This is a genomic window from Acidovorax sp. GW823-FHT05D11 (assembly GCF_058795695.1).
In genome coordinates this window covers 739,867-758,878 of the sequence record NZ_CM179502.1, presented here as the reverse complement: position 1 = coordinate 758,878, position 19,012 = coordinate 739,867, and the positions used below count along the sequence as shown (strand labels likewise).

Annotated in this window: 16 protein-coding genes; 12 read left to right on the top strand and 4 right to left on the bottom strand. The window is 68.4% G+C overall.

Going from position 1 to position 19,012, the window contains the following annotated elements:
- Nucleotide 1: 1 nt before the first annotated feature.
- A complete protein-coding gene (locus tag AC3RCE_RS03465; protein WP_218340579.1) occupies nt 2–739 on the bottom strand; it encodes a hemerythrin domain-containing protein in 738 nt (245 codons plus the stop codon).
- Between the two features lie 190 nt (nt 740–929).
- Nucleotides 930–2,519: a GMC family oxidoreductase gene (locus tag AC3RCE_RS03460; RefSeq protein ID WP_218340580.1), complete on the bottom strand. Its 1,590-nt coding sequence runs from the start codon at nt 2,517–2,519 to the stop codon at nt 930–932.
- A 116-nt stretch (nt 2,520–2,635) separates the two neighbouring features.
- On the opposite strand from AC3RCE_RS03460, the gene AC3RCE_RS03455 reads away from it, so the two are divergent.
- The 10 genes from AC3RCE_RS03455 (at nt 2,636) to AC3RCE_RS03410 (ending at nt 11,548) form a co-directional block, all read left to right on the top strand.
- Nucleotides 2,636–3,484 carry a 3-hydroxybutyryl-CoA dehydrogenase gene (locus tag AC3RCE_RS03455; RefSeq protein ID WP_218293079.1) on the top strand — a complete coding sequence of 283 codons (849 nt, stop codon included), beginning with the start codon at nt 2,636–2,638 and terminating at the stop codon, nt 3,482–3,484.
- Between the two features lie 83 nt (nt 3,485–3,567).
- On the top strand, nt 3,568–4,389 hold the full coding sequence (locus tag AC3RCE_RS03450) for a crotonase/enoyl-CoA hydratase family protein (RefSeq protein ID WP_492254535.1): 822 nt from the start codon (nt 3,568–3,570) through the stop codon (nt 4,387–4,389).
- Between the two features lie 178 nt (nt 4,390–4,567).
- Complete coding sequence (locus AC3RCE_RS03445) at nt 4,568–5,032, top strand: MarR family winged helix-turn-helix transcriptional regulator (RefSeq protein ID WP_369641294.1); 465 nt, start codon at nt 4,568–4,570, stop codon at nt 5,030–5,032.
- Nucleotides 5,033–5,109: 77 nt separating this feature from the next.
- Nucleotides 5,110–5,526: an organic hydroperoxide resistance protein gene (locus tag AC3RCE_RS03440; protein ID WP_218293076.1), complete on the top strand. Its 417-nt coding sequence runs from the start codon at nt 5,110–5,112 to the stop codon at nt 5,524–5,526.
- Between the two features lie 3 nt (nt 5,527–5,529).
- Nucleotides 5,530–5,913 carry a DUF1304 domain-containing protein gene (locus AC3RCE_RS03435; protein ID WP_369641293.1) on the top strand — a complete coding sequence of 128 codons (384 nt, stop codon included), beginning with the start codon at nt 5,530–5,532 and terminating at the stop codon, nt 5,911–5,913.
- A gap of 148 nt (nt 5,914–6,061) precedes the next feature.
- On the top strand, nt 6,062–6,820 hold the full coding sequence (locus AC3RCE_RS03430) for a metallophosphoesterase family protein (protein ID WP_218293074.1): 759 nt from the start codon (nt 6,062–6,064) through the stop codon (nt 6,818–6,820).
- 111 nt (nt 6,821–6,931) lie between these two features.
- Nucleotides 6,932–8,383, top strand: a complete 1,452-nt coding sequence (locus AC3RCE_RS03425; protein ID WP_492254534.1) for a protein kinase domain-containing protein — start codon at nt 6,932–6,934, stop codon at nt 8,381–8,383.
- A gap of 74 nt (nt 8,384–8,457) precedes the next feature.
- Nucleotides 8,458–9,558: a DUF2855 family protein gene (locus tag AC3RCE_RS03420; RefSeq protein ID WP_492254533.1), complete on the top strand. Its 1,101-nt coding sequence runs from the start codon at nt 8,458–8,460 to the stop codon at nt 9,556–9,558.
- A 45-nt stretch (nt 9,559–9,603) separates the two neighbouring features.
- The gene (locus AC3RCE_RS03415) at nt 9,604–10,656 is read left to right on the top strand and encodes a serine/threonine protein kinase (protein WP_492254532.1); all 1,053 of its coding nucleotides are present in this window, start codon (nt 9,604–9,606) and stop codon (nt 10,654–10,656) included.
- 199 nt (nt 10,657–10,855) lie between these two features.
- On the top strand, nt 10,856–11,548 hold the full coding sequence (locus AC3RCE_RS03410; RefSeq protein ID WP_218293070.1) for a response regulator transcription factor: 693 nt from the start codon (nt 10,856–10,858) through the stop codon (nt 11,546–11,548).
- Between the two features lie 210 nt (nt 11,549–11,758).
- On the opposite strand, the gene AC3RCE_RS03405 is transcribed toward AC3RCE_RS03410, so the two are convergent.
- Nucleotides 11,759–15,169, bottom strand: a complete 3,411-nt coding sequence (locus AC3RCE_RS03405; RefSeq protein ID WP_492254531.1) for an IPTL-CTERM sorting domain-containing protein — start codon at nt 15,167–15,169, stop codon at nt 11,759–11,761.
- A gap of 382 nt (nt 15,170–15,551) precedes the next feature.
- Here AC3RCE_RS03405 and AC3RCE_RS03400 point away from each other — a divergent pair, with 382 nt between their 5' ends.
- Nucleotides 15,552–15,860, top strand: coding sequence for a hypothetical protein (locus AC3RCE_RS03400; RefSeq protein WP_218293068.1), 309 nt, complete (start codon nt 15,552–15,554; stop codon nt 15,858–15,860).
- A 146-nt stretch (nt 15,861–16,006) separates the two neighbouring features.
- On the opposite strand, the gene htpG is transcribed toward AC3RCE_RS03400, so the two are convergent.
- Complete coding sequence (gene htpG, locus AC3RCE_RS03395; RefSeq protein ID WP_492254530.1) at nt 16,007–17,983, bottom strand: molecular chaperone HtpG; 1,977 nt, start codon at nt 17,981–17,983, stop codon at nt 16,007–16,009.
- A gap of 329 nt (nt 17,984–18,312) precedes the next feature.
- Here htpG and aqpZ point away from each other — a divergent pair, with 329 nt between their 5' ends.
- Entirely contained in the window at nt 18,313–19,008 is a 696-nt protein-coding gene (aqpZ, locus tag AC3RCE_RS03390; RefSeq protein WP_492246303.1) for an aquaporin Z, read from the top strand.
- Nucleotides 19,009–19,012: the final 4 nt, after the last annotated feature.

Genomic DNA, 19,012 nt, shown 5'->3' with positions numbered 1-19,012 from the left:
CTCAGTGCACCAGACCAGGCACCACCGGCAGGCCCAGGCTGCGCATCAGCTTGGTCCACTCGGGCTGCGTGAGGTGCGGCTGCACTTGCGCCAGCACGGCGGCCAGCACGGGGGCGGGCGCATGCTGCTGCATGTCCGACAGCATGGCCGTGCGCTCGGCCGGTGACATGTAGGGCACCATCCAGCGGGCTACCACCATCATTTCGTGCGGCGGGATCGAGGCCACCAGCGCATCGTGCACACCCGCCAGTTCCGCGTCGGTGTAGCACTGCCAGAGCACGCGGTTGTGCGCAGTCTCTTCCTCGTGCATGTGCTCGAAGTTGTGTGCCACAAACAGCGCCAGCTGGCGGTACAGGGCCAGGTTGGCCGCAGCCCGTGCGGGCTTGGCACAGGCCATAAGGTGGTTCACCCCGTCTGCCAAGGCCGTGATGGCCTGTTCGTGCTCCACATGCTCACCCGCAATGCTCTGGCTGGAGCCGGGCTGGCGCGCCTCCATGGCGGCGTGCACAAACTGGTTCTCGTGGTGCAGGTGCGCGCGGCACAGGTCCAGCAGCTGCATCACACGGTCGCAGGTGTGGGCGAACTCCAGGTCGTCGTCCACATCCATGCGGCCCAGGCCCAGCAGCGTGTCGGCCATGAAGGCGCGCAGCGCCTTGTGGATGCTGGCGTACATGTCCATGCGGGGAGCGGCGGGCTGGGCTTGGGTCAGTGCGGCAATTTCGCGGGCATCAATCTTCATCTGCTTCTTTCATGGCCTCGTGGGGCCTCTCAACACCCTGCTTCTAGGGGTGCCGGGCCGGGTGCACCATGCACCCGCTTCCATGAAAAGAAGTCTAGAAAAGCGCGGCCGGTTTGCCTGTTAAAAACTCCTTAAGCAGACCTTCTTCGAACCTTAAAAACCGCGTTCAGTGCCACAAATGTGAATTCCTTCACACCCGCGCACGCAGCAGGTCCACCGCCTTCTCCGCGATCATCACCGTCGGTGCGTTGGTATTGCCGCTCACGATGCGAGGCATGATGGACGCGTCCACCACGCGAAGGCCCGACAGGCCATGCACGCGCAGTTCGGCATCCACCACGTCCATGGGCCCCGTCCCCATGCGGCAGGTTCCCACGGGGTGGTAGATGGTGTCGGCGTACTGGCGGATGAACTGCTCGATCTCCACGTCGGTGCGCGCGTTGGCGGATGCCGCCAGCTCCTTGGCGCCGAACTTCGCCAGCGCAGGCTGCGCGAGGATCTCGCGCGTGCGCTGGAAGCCGCGCACCATGCGCCGCATGTCATCGGGGTCGGCGAGGAACTGCGGGTCCACCAGCGGCAGGGCCATGGGGTCTTTGCTCGCCAGCGTCACCGAGCCCCGGCTGCGCGGCTGCAGCAGGCACACGTGGGCCGAGTAGCCGTGGCCGAACACCGTCTTGCGGCCGTGGTCCACGAGCTTGCCGATCACGAAGTGCAGCTGCAGGTCGGGCGCGGGTTCGGACGGATCGCTCTTGATGAAGCCACCGGCCTCGGCGAAGTTGGTGGTCAGCATGCCCGTGCGGCTGCGCCGCCATTCGCGGATGCCGCGCAGGGTTTGCGCCATGCCCGAGAGCGACAGCCCGAACAGGTCCTTGAGCGCGGGCGCATCCATGACCTGCACCACGTCGGGATGGTCGTGCAGGTGCGCGCCCACGCCGGGCAGGCCATGCAGCACCGGGATGCCGTGGCTTTGCAGCTGCGCGCCCGGCCCCACGCCGGAGAGCATGAGCAGCTGCGGCGACAGCAGCGCCCCCGCGCTCAGCAGCACCTCGCGCGAGGCCTTCACCTGCCGCAGCGCGCCGCCCTGGCGGTATTCCACGCCCACGGCGCGCCGGCCGTCAAACAGGATGCGGGTGGCCTGCGCGCCGGTGACGACCTGGAGGTTGGGCCGTGCCAGGTGCGGCGTGAGGTAGCCCTTGGCGGCGCTGTGGCGCTCGCCGTTCTTGTGCGTGACCTGGTACGGCCCCACGCCCTCCTGCGTGGCGCCGTTGAAGTCGGCGTTGTACGGATGCCCGGCCTGCACCCCCGCGTCGGCGAAGTACTGGCTGAAGCGGTTTGGCGCGCGCAGGTCCGCCACGTTGAAGGGGCCGCCCTGGGCATGCCAGGCATCGGCGCCGCGCTCGTTGTTCTCGGCACGCAGGAAGTAGGGTTTCACATCCTCCCAGCCCCAGCCGGGATTGCCCTGGGCGGCCCAATGGTCGTAGTCGGCATGCTGGCCCCGGATATAGACCATGGCGTTGATCGAGCTGGAGCCCCCGAGCACCTTGCCGCGCGGCTGGTAGCCGCTGCGGTGGTTCAGCGCGGCCTGCGGCGTGGTGTTGAAGCCCCAGCCGTTGAGTTCGAACTTGGCCATCACGGCCAGCCCCGCGGGGCAATGGATGAGCACGCTGCTGTCGGCCGGGCCTGCTTCGAGCAGGCAGACCCGCACGGCGGGGTCTTCGGTCAGCCGGCCCGCCAGGACGGAGCCCGCCGAACCGCCGCCAATGACGATGTAATCGAACATGTTGTGTTGCCTCCTGCGCCGTACATGGCGGCGGTGTGGAGGCACGATAACCGAACGGGCGTTCGATTCGCTTTACCATGCTGCCCGTCTGTTTCACTTTGAAGAGAGCTCTCTATATGACGATTCGAACGGTTGGCATCATCGGCGCGGGCACCATGGGCAATGGCATTGCACAGGCCTGCGCGGTCTCTGGCATCGACGTGGTGATGGTCGACATCTCCGATGCCGCGGTGCAAAAAGGCCTGGCCACGGTGTCGGGCAGCCTGGACCGCCTGATCAAGAAGGACAAGATCACGGCGGCCGACAAGGACGCGGCGCTGGCGCGCATCAAGGTCTCCACCAGCTACGACGACCTCAAGGCCGCGCAGCTCGTGATCGAGGCCGCCACCGAGAACTACGAGCTCAAGCTCAAGATCCTGAAGCAGGTGGATGCGCTGGTCGCGCCCGAGGTGCTGATCGCCTCGAACACCTCCTCGATCTCCATCACCAAGCTGGCCGCCGCCACGTCGCGTGCCGACCGCTTCATCGGCATGCACTTCTTCAACCCCGTGCCCATGATGGCGCTGGTGGAGATCATCCGCGGCCTGCAAACCAGCGATGCCACGCACGACGCCGTGAAGGCCCTGGCCGAGGCCCTGGGCAAGAGCCCCATCACCGTGAAGAACGCGCCCGGCTTCGTGGTGAACCGCATCCTGGTGCCGATGATCAACGAGGCCTTCTTCGTGCTGGCCGAGGGCCTGGCCACGCCCGAGGACATCGACGCGGGCATGAAGCTCGGCTGCAACCAGCCCATCGGCCCGCTGGCGCTGGCCGACATGATCGGCCTGGACGTGTGCCTGGCCGTGATGGACGTGTACCTGACCGAGTTCGGCGACAGCAAGTACCGCCCCTGCCCGCTGCTCAAGGAAATGGTGGCGGCCGGCCGCCTGGGCCGCAAGACGGGCCAGGGCGTTTACACCTACTGAGGCCCCCAGGCGCGCTGTCCCTCCGGGGACGGCGCGCCCATCGCGTTGGGTTTTCAATCATGGGCAAGGAGACATTTGCGCCCATGACCAGCAGCATTACCCCCACCACGCCCCCGGCCGAAGGCTGCATCGACACCCAGGTACTCGGCCACGTGCTGCTGATCGGCATCAACCGCCCGGCCAAGCGCAATGGCTGGACGCCGCCCATGTTCCGCCAGCTGGCCGAGGCCTACACCCGGCTCGACGATGACCCAGAGCTGCGCGTGGGCGTGCTGCATGCCTTTGGCGACCACTTCACCGCCGGGCTGGACCTGCCCGCCGTGAGCGCCTACATGCAGCGCGGCGAAAAAGCCATCCCCGAAGGCCTGGTGGAGCCCCACGACTACGGCCTGCCCGGCTACCGGCGCCGCAGCAAGCCCATGGTGGTGGCGGTCAAGGGCATCTGCTTCACGGTGGGCATCGAGCTCATGCTGGGCGCCGACATCGTGGTCGCCGCCGATGACTGCCGTTTCTCGCAGATGGAGGTGCAGCGCGGCATCATGGCCACGGGCGGCGCCACGCTGCGCATGGCCGAACGCGCGGGCACCGGCAATGCGCTGCTGCATTTGCTGACCGCCGACGAGTTCGGAAGCAGCGAGGCGCTGCGCTTGAACTTCGTGCAGAAGGTGGTGCCCGCCGCGCAGGTGCTGGACGAGGCCATCGCCATCGCCCGGCGCATCGAGGCCCAGGCGCCACGGGCCGTGGTGGCCACGCGGCTCAACGTGCTCAAGGCCATCGAGCAGGGGCAGGCCGCCGCGGTGGCCGATTTCATTCCCGTGCAGAAACAGCTGGCCAACAGCGAGGATGCGGCCGAGGGCGTGCGCGCCTTCGTTGAAAAGCGGCCCGCGCGTTTCACCGGGCGTTGACAGCCCGCAGAGGCCGCGGCCAGGCTGGGCCGGGCCTCTTGCGCCTTGATGGCACGCGCTGCGCGCGGATAGCACCGTGGGCGAAAGGCCGCCGCGTCCGTCCGCAAAAACCAACCCAGCAACAAAAGATTACACAATTCAATTGCACGCAATTGAATTGCACCGCACAATCCACCCCATGGCACGCAGCAACACTTCCACCACCCCCAGCCCGGCAGCGCTGCGCCTGGACAACCAGGTGTGTTTCGCGCTGTATTCCGCCTCGCTGGCGATGACCAAGCTGTACAAGCCCCTGCTGGAGGCCGTGGGCCTGACCTACCCCCAGTACCTCGTGATGCTGGTGCTGTGGGAGCAGGACGGCGTGACCGTCTCCGACCTCGGCGAGCGCCTGTTCCTCGACTCGGGCACGCTCACCCCGCTGCTCAAGCGCCTGGAGACCTCGGGCCTGATCGCCCGCATCCGCGATGCGCAGGACGAGCGCCGCGTGCGCATCAGCCTCACGGCCCCGGGCCGGGCGCTGCGCGACAAGGCGGAAAACATTCCGCCCTGCGTGCTCGAAAGCAGCCAGTGCACCCTGCCCGAGCTGACCGCCCTGACCGGCCAGCTCAAGACCTTCCGCGACCGGATCAACCCGCCGCGCTGACCCTTTTCTTTCACCGTTCGTTTCCACCCCCCGTCCGCATCGCGGACATTCATTGACCCACTGCAAAGGAAGACACCATGACGCAACTCGAAAAAGTCCTCTACACCGCCAAGGCCCACGTGACCGGTGGCCGTGACGGCGCCGCCAAGACCGATGACGGCCGCCTGGACGTCAAGCTGTCCTCGCCCGGCACCTCCGGTACTGGCACCAACCCCGAGCAGCTGTTCGCCTCGGGCTACGCAGCCTGCTTCATCGGCGCGATGAAGGCCGTGGGCGGCAAGATCGGCATCCCCGTGCCGCAGGACGTGTCCATCGACGCCGAAGTGGACCTGGGCCCCATCCCGAACGCCTACGGCATCGCCGCGCGCCTGGCCATCAGCCTGCCCGGCCTGGACAAGGCCACGGCCCAGAAGCTGGTGGACGCAGCCCATCAGGTCTGCCCCTACTCCAACGCCACGCGCGGCAACATCGACGTGACCATCACGCTGGTGTAAGCCATGGGCCGGCTGCTGCTTCCCCGCATCGCGGTGGCCCTCGTGGCCATCGAGCATGTGTACATCCTGGTGCTGGAGATGTTCTTCTGGAACAAGCCCCTGGGCCTGAAGACCTTCAACCTGACCCAGGAGCTGGCCGATGCCACCGTGACGCTGGCGGCCAACCAGGGGCTGTACAACGGCTTCCTGGCCGCCGGGCTGTTCTGGGGGCTGTTCACCGGCAACCGGCTGTTCAAGATCTTCTTCCTGGGCTGCGTGATCGTGGCCGGGGTCTTCGGCGCCGCCACCGCCGTGCCCAAGATCTTCTTCACCCAGGCGCTGCCGGCCATCATCGCCCTGGCCCTGGTGCTGGCCCTGGACAAGCCCGCGCGCCAGCGCAGCCTGTAATAGCTACAAAAATCATAGCTTCCAGCGCTTGCCAGCCAAGCGCTGGAAGCTATTTTTACATGCGACATGACGCTCCCCGGCGCCCGGCCCGCGCGCTGCAAGCTGGCATTCAGCCACGCGCGCGATGATGGTGCCCAATACTCGCGCCATGAAGACCGCCCTCCTCTCCGACATCCACGCCAACCGCCAGGCCCTGGACGCCTGCCTGCAGCATGCCCGCGCGCAGGGCGCCCAGCGATTCGCCCTGCTGGGCGACCTCGTGGGCTACGGCGGCGACCCCGTGGCCGTGGCAGACCAGGCCATGGCGCTCGCGCAGAACGGCGCGCTGTGCGTGCTGGGCAACCACGACGCCATGGCGCTCGCGCCGCCCGCCACGCCCCGCAACCGCGCAGAGCTGGGCGCGCGGTGGACGCACGACCGCCTCGCGTCGCGGCACCACGCCTTCCTGCAGGCCTTGCCGCTGACCGCGCGGCTGGGCGGCAACGCCCTGCTCGTGCACGCCAGCGCCGACGCACCTGCCCAGTGGCGCTACGTGGACGACTCCAACGCGGCCGAGCGCTGCATGATGGCGGCGCAGGCCATCGACCCCGCCATCCGCTATGTGTTCTGCGGCCATGTGCACGAGCAGGTGCTGTACTTCCTCACGCCCACCGCCAAGCTCATGCGCTTTGCGCCCGAGCCCGGCGTGCCCGTGCCCGTGCCGCCGCACCGCCAGTGGCTCGCCATCGTGGGCTCCGTGGGCCAGCCGCGCGACGGCGACGCACGCGCCATGTACGCGCTGTTCGACGACGCGGCGGCGCAGATCACCTTCCACCGGGTGCCGTACGACCACCTGGCCGCCGCGGCGGCCATCCGCGCGGCGGGCCTGCCCGGCTTCTATGCGGACCGCCTGGAAAAAGGCCAGTAGGGATGAAACACCCCCCTGAGCGGCTGCGCCGCTTCTCCCGCCCCCGCATCGCTGGGGGATGCGGGCAGGGGGACGGCGCCAGCGCGGCACGCGGCGCAAGGGAAAATCAACATGAAACTGCTTGAGCCCGGCACCGAGATCGACGGCTTTCGCGTGGCCGAATGCATCCACGCGGGCGGGATGGCGCATATCTATGCCGTGGAGTACGCGCAGGCAGGCCGCAGCCCCGGCTTTCCGATGGCGATGAAGATCCCGCGCATGACCGCGGGCGACGGCGCGGAGAACATCGTGGGCTTCGAGGTCGAACTGCAGATCCTTCCGGTCCTCACCGGCCCCCACGTGCCGCGCTTCGTCGCCGCCGGCGACCTGGTGCGCCTGCCCTACCTCGTCATGGAATACGTGCCGGGCCAGACGCTGCAGCACTGGCTGGACGGCGCCGCCGGTCCGGGCATGGCGCCCACCCCGCCAGAGACCATTGCGCGGCTGGGCGCGGCCATTGCCCACGCCGCGCACAGCCTGCACCAGCAGAACGTCTGCCACCTCGACCTCAAGCCGGCCAACGTGCTCATCAAGAGCAACGGCGACGCCGTGCTGCTGGACTTCGGGCTCTCGTGCCACGCGCACTACCCCGACCTGCTGGCCGAGGAAATGCGCCAGGCCGTGGGTTCGCCCACCTGGATCGCCCCCGAACAGGTGGTGGGCGTGCGCGGCGACCCGCGCAGCGACATCTTCGCCATCGGCGTGATGCTGTACGAGCTGGCCACCGGCGAGCTGCCCTTTGGCTCGCCCACCACGCAGGGCGGCCTGCGCCAGCGGCTGTGGATGACGCCCGCGCCCCCCCGCAAGCACCGCGCCGACATCCCGCCCTGGCTGCAGGAAGCCATCCTGCGCTGCCTGGAGCCCGAGGCCGCCAGCCGCTACCCCTCGGCCGCCCACCTGGCGTTCGACCTGACCCACCCGGCGCAGGTGCCCATCACCGCGCGCGGCCAGCGCACGCAGGGCACGCCGCTCACCACGCACCTGCGCCGCTGGGTGCGCGCGGCGGGCATGCACTACCAGCCCAGCCCCCTGCCCGCGCAGCAGATCGAGGAGACTCCCATCCTCATGGTGGCCGTGCCACATGCCGACGTGAGCGATGCCACGCTGTATTCGCTGCGCCAGGCGGTCGCGCGCTCGCTGGGCATCCGGCCCGGCGCGCGCCTGGCCTGCGTGACGGTGATCTCGCCCTCGGCCAGCAGCACGAGCGACAGCGAACGCAGCGAGACCACGCTGCACCGCCAGCACATGGCGCGCCTGCGGCAATGGGCGCAGGGGCTGGACCTGTCGGGCCACCACGCGAGCTACCACGTGCTGGAAGCCAGCGACGTGGCCCAGGCGCTGGTGCGCTACGCCGCCAGCAACCACGTGAGCATGATGATCCTGGGCGCGGCCACCCACGGCCTGCACACCCAGCGCTTCATCGCGACGGTGCCCATGCGCGTGGCGCGCGACGCGCCCTGCACCGTCATCCTGGTCAAGCAGTCGCTTCCGTTCGAGCAGCTGGCGCACCCCCTGGGCGGCTGAGCGGCCGTGCCGCGCTGTCGCGCAGGCGGCGCGGGCATCTTGAGCCGGCGGGGGGTTTCGTTTAGCGTCGCGGCATGAGCACCACCACCACCCTCCTCGTGCGCCAGGACCAGCTGGCCACCACCCGCCAGTGGGCCGCCGAAGAACCTGCACTCGCCGAGGGCCAGGTCCGCGTGCGGGTCGAACAGTTCGCCCTCACGTCCAACAACATCACCTATGCCGCGCTGGGGAACATGCTCAACTACTGGCAGTTCTTCCCCACCAGCGAGCCCGGCTGGGGCATCGTGCCCGTGTGGGGGTTTGGCACGGTGACCGAGTCATCGCACCCCGACGTGGCGGTGGGCGAGCGGCTGTACGGCTACTGGCCCATGGGCACCCAGGCGGTGCTCTCGCCCCAGCGCGCCAACGCGGCCGGCTTCAACGACGGTGCCCCCCACCGCGCGGGCCTGCACGCCGTCTACAACCACTACCTGCGCACCCGCACCGACCCGCTGTACCGCGCCGACAACGAGGACGTGCAGGCGCTGCTGCGGCCGCTGTTCATCACCTCGTGGCTCATCGACGACTTTCTGGCAGACCAGCAGTTCTTCGGCGCCAGGCGCATGCTGCTGTCCAGCGCGTCGAGCAAAACGGCCTACGGCACCGCGTTCCAGCTGGCGCAACGGGGCGGCATCGAGGTCGTGGGGCTGACGTCGCCGGGCAATGTGGCCTTCTGCGAAAGCCTGGGCTGCTACGACCGCGTGGTCACCTACGACGCGCTGGAATCGCAGCTCGACGGCGCCACGCCCAGCGTGTACATCGACTTCGCGGGCAGCGTGGGCCTGCGCCAGCGCATCCACGCCCACTTCACGGGCCTGGCCTACAGCTGCTCGGTGGGTGCAAGTCATGTGGGCGATCTGGGCGGTGTCGGCCAGCTGCCCGGCCCGCGCCCGGTGATGTTCTTTGCGCCCGCCCAGGTCAAGAAGCGCCACGCCGACTGGGGTGCGCAGGGCCTCAACGACCGCCTGGTGGCGGCCTGGAACCAGTTCAGCGCCGCCGTACAGACCGCCTCCAACCCCTGGCTGGTGGTGCACAACCATGAGGGGCCCGAGGCCACGCAGGCGCTGTTTGCCGCCGTGCTGGCCGGCAGCGGCGACCCGCGCGCCGGGCACATCGCCACCATGCTGCCCCGCTGACACGCAACGCGCGGGACATGCCGGGGAGGGCGGCGACAATGGGGCATGACCCCATTGCCTCCCGACACCCGCCCCCCCGCCGACCAGCACCCCTACGCCCGCCTCACCCCCGACCAGGTGCTGGACGCGCTGGCCGGCGTGGGCCTGTATGGCGACGGGCGCCTCATGGCCCTGTCGTCGTACGAAAACCGGGTGTACCAGGTCACGCTGGAAGACGGCGAGCGCGTGGTGGCCAAGTTCTACCGCCCGGGCCGCTGGAGCGAGGCGCAGATCCTGGAAGAGCACGCCTTTGCCGCCGAGCTGATGGCCGCCGAGGTGCCCGCCGTGGGGCCCCTGGTGCTGAACGGCAGCACCTTGCACCAGCACGACGGGTTTGCGTTTTCGGTCAGCCCCTGGCGCGGCGGCCGCCAGCCCGAGCTGGATGACTTCGAGGTGCTCGAATGGATCGGCCGCTTTCTCGCCCGCATCCATACCGTGGGCGCGGCCCGGCCGTTTGTGCACCGCCCGCTGCTGGACGTGCAGACCTTTGGCACGGCGTCGTACGACTGGCTGCTTGCCCGGGAAATCATCCCGCTCGACATGCAGGCCCAGTGGAAGGCCCAGTGCGAAAAGGCTCTTGAATTGATAGCTGCCAGCGCTTATCCATCAAGCGCTGGAGCCCCATTTAGCTTGAAAGATGCCACCCCCATCCGCCTGCACGGCGACTGCCACCCCGGCAACATCCTCTGGACGCCGCTGGACGAATGGGGCCGGGGCGGCCCGCACTTCGTGGACCTGGACGACGCCCGCATGGGCCCGGCCGTGCAGGATCTGTGGATGCTGCTGTCGGGCGACCGGCGCCAGCGCACCCACCAGCTCGGCGCCCTGATCGACGGCTACGAGCAGTTCCGCGGCTTCGACCGCCGCGAGCTGGCGCTCATCGAGCCGCTGCGCACGCTGCGCCTGATCCACTACAGCGCCTGGCTCGCGCGCCGCTGGCAGGACCCGATCTTCCCGGTCAACTTCCCGTGGTTCGGCACCAGCGACTACTGGCGCGGGCAGGTGGACATGCTGATCGAGCAGATCGAGGCCATGCAGGAAGAGCCCCTGTCCGCCTGAGGCAGCCCCGCGGCCTGCGTGCCGCGCCACGGGGTTCACGCCGCGGGTGCCGGCGATGCCCTTGGCGCCTCTTCATTGCAAACGATTGTCAACCCGTGTGCACGCGGGTGCGATGTCGCGCACCATCAGAAAAACGACCTTCAAGAAGGGCATTTTTCTGACTTGCGAAGGGCCTCCAGGCCCGAAGACTCACACCACCATGCGCATTGCCGTCCTCAACGACGACCCCCTCCTGCCCGACATGATCAAGGGCGCCCTCGAGCGCCTCCACCACGTGTGCCACTTCTATGCCAGCGGCGCGAGCCTGCTCAAGGACGTGCGCCACGAGACCTTCGATCTGCTGATCGCAGACTGGCATCTTCCCGACATGAACGGGATCGAGGTCATACAGCGCATGCGCGAGATGATCGGGCACCAGCTTCCCATCCTGCTGGTCACCCGGCGCAACGAGGAGCGCGACGTGATCGAGGCCCTCAACCGGGGCGCCGACGACTTCATGACCAAGCCGGTGCGCATGGGCGAGCTGGTGGCACGCGTCTCGGCCCTGCTGCGGCGGGCCTACCCGCAGACCATGGGCGAGGCGCTGGTCTTCGGCCCCTACCGCTTCGACGCGGAGCGGCGGCTGCTGACCCTGCACGGCGCTCCGCTGGCGCTGAAGAACCGCGAGTACGAACTGGCCCTGTTCATGTTCCGCAACGCGGGGCGGCTGCTGTCCCGCGCGCACCTGCGCGAAGTCGTGTGGGGCGAAATCAGCGAGGCGGCTTCGCGCTCGCTCGACACCCATGTATCGCGCCTGCGCGCCAAGCTGCAGCTGACCCCGGGCAACGGCTACACGATCACTGCGATCTACGGCATGGGCTACCGGCTGGACGCCGCGGATTCGCGCGGCTAGACGGCCCCCGCGCCCTCCCCCGCCAGCGTGCGGGCCGGCCCACGCGGCGCACACGCAGCCCGCGGCACACACCCGGCGGACCTCCCGCACCCCACACGCATCCCGGAATGAAAAAAGGCCAGCACGCAGGCAGCGTGCTGGCCTTGGACCGGGCCGCGAGCAGCAGGCTATCCCGGCGCGATCACCACGATAGCCGCTGCCACGCGCGCACTACCGGCGGCGACCCACGGCAGGGTGCTGCCAGGTCATCAGCCCCAGCAGGACTGCCAGCAGGATCAGGCCCCACTCGGACAGCGTGGGGATGCTGCTGGTGGTGTTGGACACCGTGGTCGTGGCGCTGGCCGTGTTGTTGGGCGGGTTGGTATCGCCCGGCGCATCCACGGTGGCGGAGTTCACCAGCGGACGTGCGCCGCTGTAGGGGGACGACAGCATGGTGCTGATCGTGAAGGTGCGCGAAGCCCCTACCGCCAGTGCGCCGACCGCACAGCGCACGGTGCCCGAGGCATTGACGCACCCGGCAGCGGAGACGAAGTTGACACCCGCCGGCAGCACATCCACCACCTGCGCGCCATCGCTGGCCAGCGGGCCGTTGTTGGTCACCACCAGCGTGTAGTCCAGCGCCGCGCCCGGTGCGATCGGGCCCGCGGGCGCCGTCTTGGTCAGAGCCAGGTCCGTGGCCACGGTGAAGCGGCGCGCGGTCGTGTCATGCGTCACCACGTTGTTGGCCAGCGTGGTCTCGGTTTCCTCCACCACCACGCTCGCCTGGTTGAACGCGGTGCCGCTGGTGGCCCCCGCGACGGTGAGGGTTTCAGCGCGCATCACGTAGGTGATGGTGGCGCTCTGGCCGCTGCTGAGCCCCGGGAAGGAGCAGATCAGCGTGCCGCTGGTCGCACCCACCGCGGGCTCGGTGCAGGAGCCGCCCGCATTCACCGTGAGCGAGCCCCGGTAGCTGAAGGTGGCCGTGGGCGAGGAGCCCGGCGCGGGGAACACGTCGGTCATCACCACGTTGGTGCCGAAGGACGGGCCGCTGTTGTTCACCGTGATCGTGTACGTCGTCGACTGCCCCAGGTCCACCGGGTCGGAGCTGTCCACCTTGTTCACCAGGATGTCCAGCTGCGGCGCCGTGACGGGCGTCGTGGTGGTGGCGCTGTTGTTGGCCAGGCTCGACTCGGTGGTGGCGGTGGTCGCGGCGACGCTGTTGACCACGCTGCTGCCTGCCGCGTTGCCCAGGGGACGCATGCGGTAGTTCACCGTCTGCTGCACGCCGGCATTGATGCTGGCCCAGTTGCAGGTGAGCGTTCCGCCCACCGTGCCTGCCGCGACGGGGACGCAGCTGCCGCCCCCGCTCACGCTCACCACGTCGATAAAGGCGGCATTGGACGGCAGGGTGTCCACCATCTGCACGGTCTGTGCGGTGGAAGGCCCCGTGTTGCCGATGGTCGCCACGAAGGTGATGGGCGCACCGGCCGCGACCGTGGAGGGCGTGGCCGTCTTGGCGGCGGTCACGTCCACGATGGCCGTGACCTGGCTGGTCACGCTGCCGCTGTTGTTGGCCTGGTTGGGGTCGCCCACGTCGGCGGAACGCACGGTGGCGGTGTTGGTGCGCGGGCCGGTGACGGCGATGCTGGGGCGCACCACCACGGTCACCGTGGCCTGCGCGCCGGAGTTCAGCGTGCCCAGGTTGCAGCTCAGGTTCTGCGGGGTGCCGTTGGTGACGCCGTTGGGCGTGCAGCTGCCCTGCGAGGCCACGGCGGACTGGAAGCCGCCGGTGGTCACCAGGCTGGCCAGCGTGTCCGACACGATGACATTGCTGGCGGCCGCCGGGCCGACGTTGTCGACCGTGATGACGTAGGTCAGGTTCTGGCCCGCGACCACGGGGTCCGGCGCTGCGGTCTTGGACACGACGCGCAGGTCGGCCTGGGTGGCGGTGGCGGTGACGCCCACGCCCACGCAGTTGTTCGTCCCGTTGCTGTCCACTCGCGCACCTCCCCCCAGCGCCACACAGGCATTGTTGGTGACGGTACCCGCGCTGGCCAGCACGGCGGACACCGTGACGGCAGGCGCATTGGAGTTCGCGTTCAGGCCCGTGGAGCGGGTGCAGTTCCAGGCTGCCACGCCGTTGCCGACAAAGGGCAGTGCATCGCAGGTCCAGCCCGTGGCGCTGACAAGGCTGTTGAGCGTCACACCGGCAGGCACCACGTCGGAGATGGTGATCGCCTGGCCGTTGGGTACCGCCAAGGGGCCGGTGTTGCGCGCCGTCAGCGTGTAGTTGAACGCCTGGCCCGGCACTACCGGGTTGATGCTGGCCGTCTTGGTCAGCTGCATGTCCGCATCGTTGCTGGCCGTCACGTTGACCGAGGCCGAGTTGTTCGCGGGCACCGGGTCGGCCAGCGGCGTGTTGACGGCGGCCGTGTTGCCCAGCGTGCCCGCGCTGTCGGCCGTGGCGGTCACGGTGATGACGGGCATGTTGGTGAAGTTGGCACCGGTGTACTCCGTGCGCGTGCAGGTGATCGTGGCGTCACAGGTCCAGCCCGTGCCCACGGCGGACACGAAGGTGAGCCCCGCGCCCAGCGTATCGGTCACCGTGACGGGCCGGCCCACCAGCGACTCCCCGCCATTGAGGCGCGGCGTGAGCGTGTACACCACGTTGGTGCCCTGGGCCACATTGGAGCTGGCGGCGCTCTTGGTGATGGCCACATCGGCACCGGAGGCGGAGGTCACGTCGGCGGAGGTGGTGTTGTTGGAGGTGTTGCCGTCCGGCATGGCCGAGTTGTCGGGCTTGAGGCCGTCGATGGCGAATGCGGCGGTCACCGTGCCGTTGACGTTGGACACGGCGGGGACCGTCAGCACGGCGGCGGACGCTCCGTTGGCGAGCGTGCCCGCGCGGGTGCAGGTCACCGTGCCGCTGTTCAGCGGGTAACCGCCCGAGGCCGTGCACGACCAGCCCGTGCCCGTGGGCGTCGACGTGATGGAGGCGCCGGCCGGCACGGTGAAGGTGATGCGCTGGCTCCCATCGGCCGCATTCGGGCCGTTGTTCGCAGCCTGCAGCGCGTAGCTGTAGGCCTGCCCGGCCACCACGTTGGCCGTGGAAGGCGTGGCCACGAGCGCCAGGTCGGCCGCCTGCGTGGCGGTGGTGTCCTGCACGCTGTTGACGTTGTTGCTGGTGTTGGGATCGGACGTGGCGCTGGAGGCCGTGGCGGTGTTGGTCCACACGCCCGCGGAAGGCAGCCGCACGCGGATCGTCACGGTCTGGTTGGTGTTGAACGCGATGTTGCCCACGGCGCAGTTGACGGTGCCGCCGGCCTCGCTGCACGAGCCCGCCGTGGTGTTCACGTCGATGAACGTGGAGCCCGCGGGAAGGGTGTCTACCAGCGTGACGCCGGTGGCGCCGTTCGGGCCGTTGTTGTCGATGCGCAGCGTGTACGTGAAGATGCCTCCGGCGGGCCCCGGGTCCGGGGAATCCGCATGGTTCACCACCAGGTCGGCGGACTGCGCCAGGGCGGCCCCGGCAAACAACCCGCTGGCCAGCAAGAGCCAGCGGAAGCGGCGCACGGCGCGCTGCGCGGGCGCAGCCGCAGGAACCTCGCGTGCCTGCGCGGTGGCATCGCTGGCAGGCTGCATGGACCCGCTGGATGTCTGCGCGCGCCAGGGAGCGCGGCCGCTCGTCCATAGTCGCGTCAATCGATAGGGCATTGAATTCTCCTGAAGTGGATGGCTCGAACTTCCGGCCACGCCGCGACCTCACCAGGCCCCTCAGGGCTGGCAAAAAATGCGAGGGAGTGCGTGAACGCGCCTGGGCCGCCATGGGCAAAGGCAGGGCCTGAATTTATCGAGCGCGGCAGGCGTAATCCGCGCAGAAACAATCGTTAACGTTCGTGAACCGTATTGCGTATTGTTTCCACCACGCAGGCCGTGGCGCGCAGGCGCCCCCGGGCAGTGGACCGACTCCACGGCACTGGGCTATGCTGCGCCATCCCAGATCCCCCAGCGAGTTGCCCCGGCCATGAAGGATTTGTTCCGCAACCTCTTTTCCATCCGCCAGCAGCGCCGGCCTGCCCCGGTGGGGCCCTTGCCGGCGGTGGGCACGTTCATCATCCGGGGGCCGGTCAAGATGGCGATCACCTGCCCCGTGCCGCCCGAGCTCTGGGACTGGCTGGTGCTCTCGGGCTGGCGCAACCTGCCCGTCAAGAATGACCGGCGCAAGGGGCTGCTGGCGCCGCAGGGCGCGCTCAAGGAGCTGATCGACGCCGACCCGCAGGAGCGCAACCGCGCGCACGACCGCCTGCTGGAGCAGGCGCGGCCGGAGGATTGAGGCGCACCGCCCCCGCCCGCTGGCGCGGAGGACGCCAGCGCCGGCGCAAAAAAACCCCGTGATGCCCTGGCATCGACGGGGTTTGCTCTATTTTTAATAGCTATCGGCGCTTGATGGCCGGGCGCCAGAAGCCTATTTCATGCCTGTCACACCAGCAGCGCATTCACCCGCCGCACGTAGGCCGCCGGGTCTTCGGGCAGGCCGCCTTCGGCCAGCAGCGCCTGGTCGAACAGGATGTGCGCGAGGTCGTGGAAATGCACGCTGCCGTCGAGCTTCTTGACCAGCGCATGCTCGGCATTGACCTCCAGCACGGGCTTGGTCTCCGGGGCCTGCTGGCCAGCCTGCTTGAGCATGCGCGCGAGCTGGGTGCTCATGCCGTCGTCCTGCACCACCAGGCACGCGGGTGAATCGACGAGGCGCGTGGTCACGCGCACGTCCTCGGCCTTGTCCTTGAGCGCCTCCTTGAGCTTGGCGAGCACGGGCTTGAAGGTCTCGGCGGCCTCTTCGGCGGCCTTCTTCTCGGCCTCGTCCTGCAGCTTGCCCAGGTCCACCGCGCCCTTGGCCACGCTTTGCAGCGGCGTACCGTCGAATTCGTGCAGGTAGTTCAGCGCCCACTCGTCCACGCGGTCGGTCATGAGCAGCACCTCGATGCCCTTCTTCTTGAAGACTTCGAGCTGCGGGCTGTTCTTGGCCGCCGCCAGGGTGTCGGCGGTGATGTAGTAGATGGCCTCCTGGCCTTCCTTCATGCGGGCCTTGTAATCGGCAAAGCCCACCGTCACGGCATCGCTGGTGGTGGACGCAAAGCGCAGCAGCTTGGCCAGGCGCTCGCGGTTGCCAAAGTCTTCGCCCAGGCCTTCCTTGAGCACGGCACCGAACTCGCTGTAGAACGCGGTGTACTTGCCTTCCTTGGCCTTGTCGTCGGCATCGACCACATCGGTCACGCCGTCCGCGTTGGCCGTGGTGTCGTGCTTGTCATGTTTGGCGAGGTCCTCGAGCATGCTAAGCACGCGCTTGGTCGAGCCTTCGCGGATGGCGCGCACGTCGCGGCTTTCCTGCAGCAGCTCGCGGCTCACGTTCAGCGGCAGGTCGGCCGAGTCGATCACGCCCTTGACGAAGCGCAGGTAGGTGGGCATCAGCGCCTCGGCGTCGTCCATGATGAACACGCGCTTGACGTACAGCTTCACGCCGGCCTTCTTGTCGCGGTTCCACAGGTCGAACGGCGCCTTGGCGGGGATGTACAGGAGCTGCGTGTACTCGGTGTTGCCCTCAACGCGGTTGTGCGCCCAGGTCAGCGGGGCTTCATGGTCGTGGCTGATGGTCTTGTAGAACTCGGCGTACTGCTCGTCGGTCACGTCCTTCTTGGGGCGGGTCCACAGGGCGCTGGCCTTGTTGATGGTTTCCCACTCGCCGGTCTTGACCATGGCGCCCGGCTGGCGGCCGCCGTTCTCGTCCGAAGGGTTGATCAGCTCGCCGTCTTTCCACTCTTCCTTTTCCATCAGGATGGGCAGGCTGATGTGGTCCGAATACTTGGCGATGACGGACTTGAGCTTCCAGGCGTTGAGGTATTCCTCGGCGTCGTCGCGCAGGTGCAGGATGATGCTGGTGCCGCGCTGCGGACGGGTGATGGTTTCCACCTCGAAGTCACCCGTGCCGCCGCTCACCCAGCGCACGCCCTGGTCGGCAGGCAGGCCCGCGCGGCGCGACTCGACCGTGATCTTGTCGGCCACGATGAAGCCCGAATAGAAGCCCACGCCGAACTGGCCGATGAGCTGCGCGTCCTGCTTCTGGTCGCCCGAGAGCTTGCCCATGAAGTCCTTGGTGCCGCTCTTGGCGATGGTGCCCAGATGCTCGATGGCCTCCTGCTGGCTCATGCCGATGCCGTTGTCGGTGATGGTGAGCGTCTTCGCGTCCTTGTCGAAGGTCACGCGCACTTCCAGGTTGGGAGCGTCCTCGAACAGCGCGGAATTGTTCAGGCCTTCGAAGCGCAGCTTGTCGCACGCGTCCGAGGCGTTGGAGATCAGCTCGCGCAGGAAGATCTCCTGGTTGGAGTACAGCGAGTGCGTGACAAGGTGCAGCAGCTGGGCCACTTCGGCCTGGAAAGACAGGGTCTGTTTGGTGCTCATGGTGTCTTGGAGATTGCTGTGTAAGGTGCAAGGGAACGCCTTTCACGGGCCACGGGGGTGGCGAGGAAAGGCGTTCGCGCGTGTTCACCTCGGGGCGGACTGGCTGATTTCAAGGGTGTTTCGCACACGGCGGCCTCCGGCGCGGCCTGCCGTCCGTCCCTGCAGACGGCGGGCAGACGGGGCCGGGCGCTGAAGATTGTTGACAATCTGCAGGCAACTGGCAGTATTTTTTGTCATTTGCCCCCCATAAGATGCACGCGCCGCCGCTGTTCCGAAGAGAGCAGCCTTCCAGAGCCCTGTGCCCTTTTTTCTTTCGGAGCCGTCCTGCCATGCCCACATCCCTTCAAAAATGGTCCGCCGAGTTCCTCGGCACGTTCTGGCTGACCCTGGGAGGCTGCGGCAGCGCCGTGCTGGCTGCCGCCTTCCCGCAGCTGGGCATTGGTTTTGTCGGCGTGTCCCTGGCCTTTGGCCTCACGGTGCTGACGGGGGCCTATGCCCTGGGACCGATCTCGGGCGGGCACTTCAATCCCGCCGTGTCGGTGGGGCTGGCGCTGGGTGGCCGCTTCAAGGCGTCCGAGCTGCCCGGCTACGTGGTGGCCCAGGTGCTGGGCGCCATCGCCGCGGCGGGCGTGCTGTACCTCATCGCCACCGGCAAGCCGGGCGCGGACATCGGGGGTTTCGCCACCAACGGCTATGGCGAACACTCCCCCGGCGGCTATGGCCTGGTGGCCGCCGTGGTGACGGAGGTCGTGCTGACGGCCGTGTTCCTCATCGTGATCCTGGGCGCCACGGCCAAACGCGCGGCCAGCGGCTTTGGCGGGCTGGCGATCGGCCTGTGCCTCACGCTCATCCACCTGATCTCCATCCCGGTGACCAACACCTCGGTCAACCCCGCGCGCAGCACCGGCCCGGCGCTGTTTGGCCCGGCCTATGCGCTGTCGGAACTGTGGGTGTTCTGGGCAGCGCCCATCGCAGGCGCGCTGCTGGGCGCCGCCATCTACCGCGCGCTGCTCAGCGACGACTGAGGGG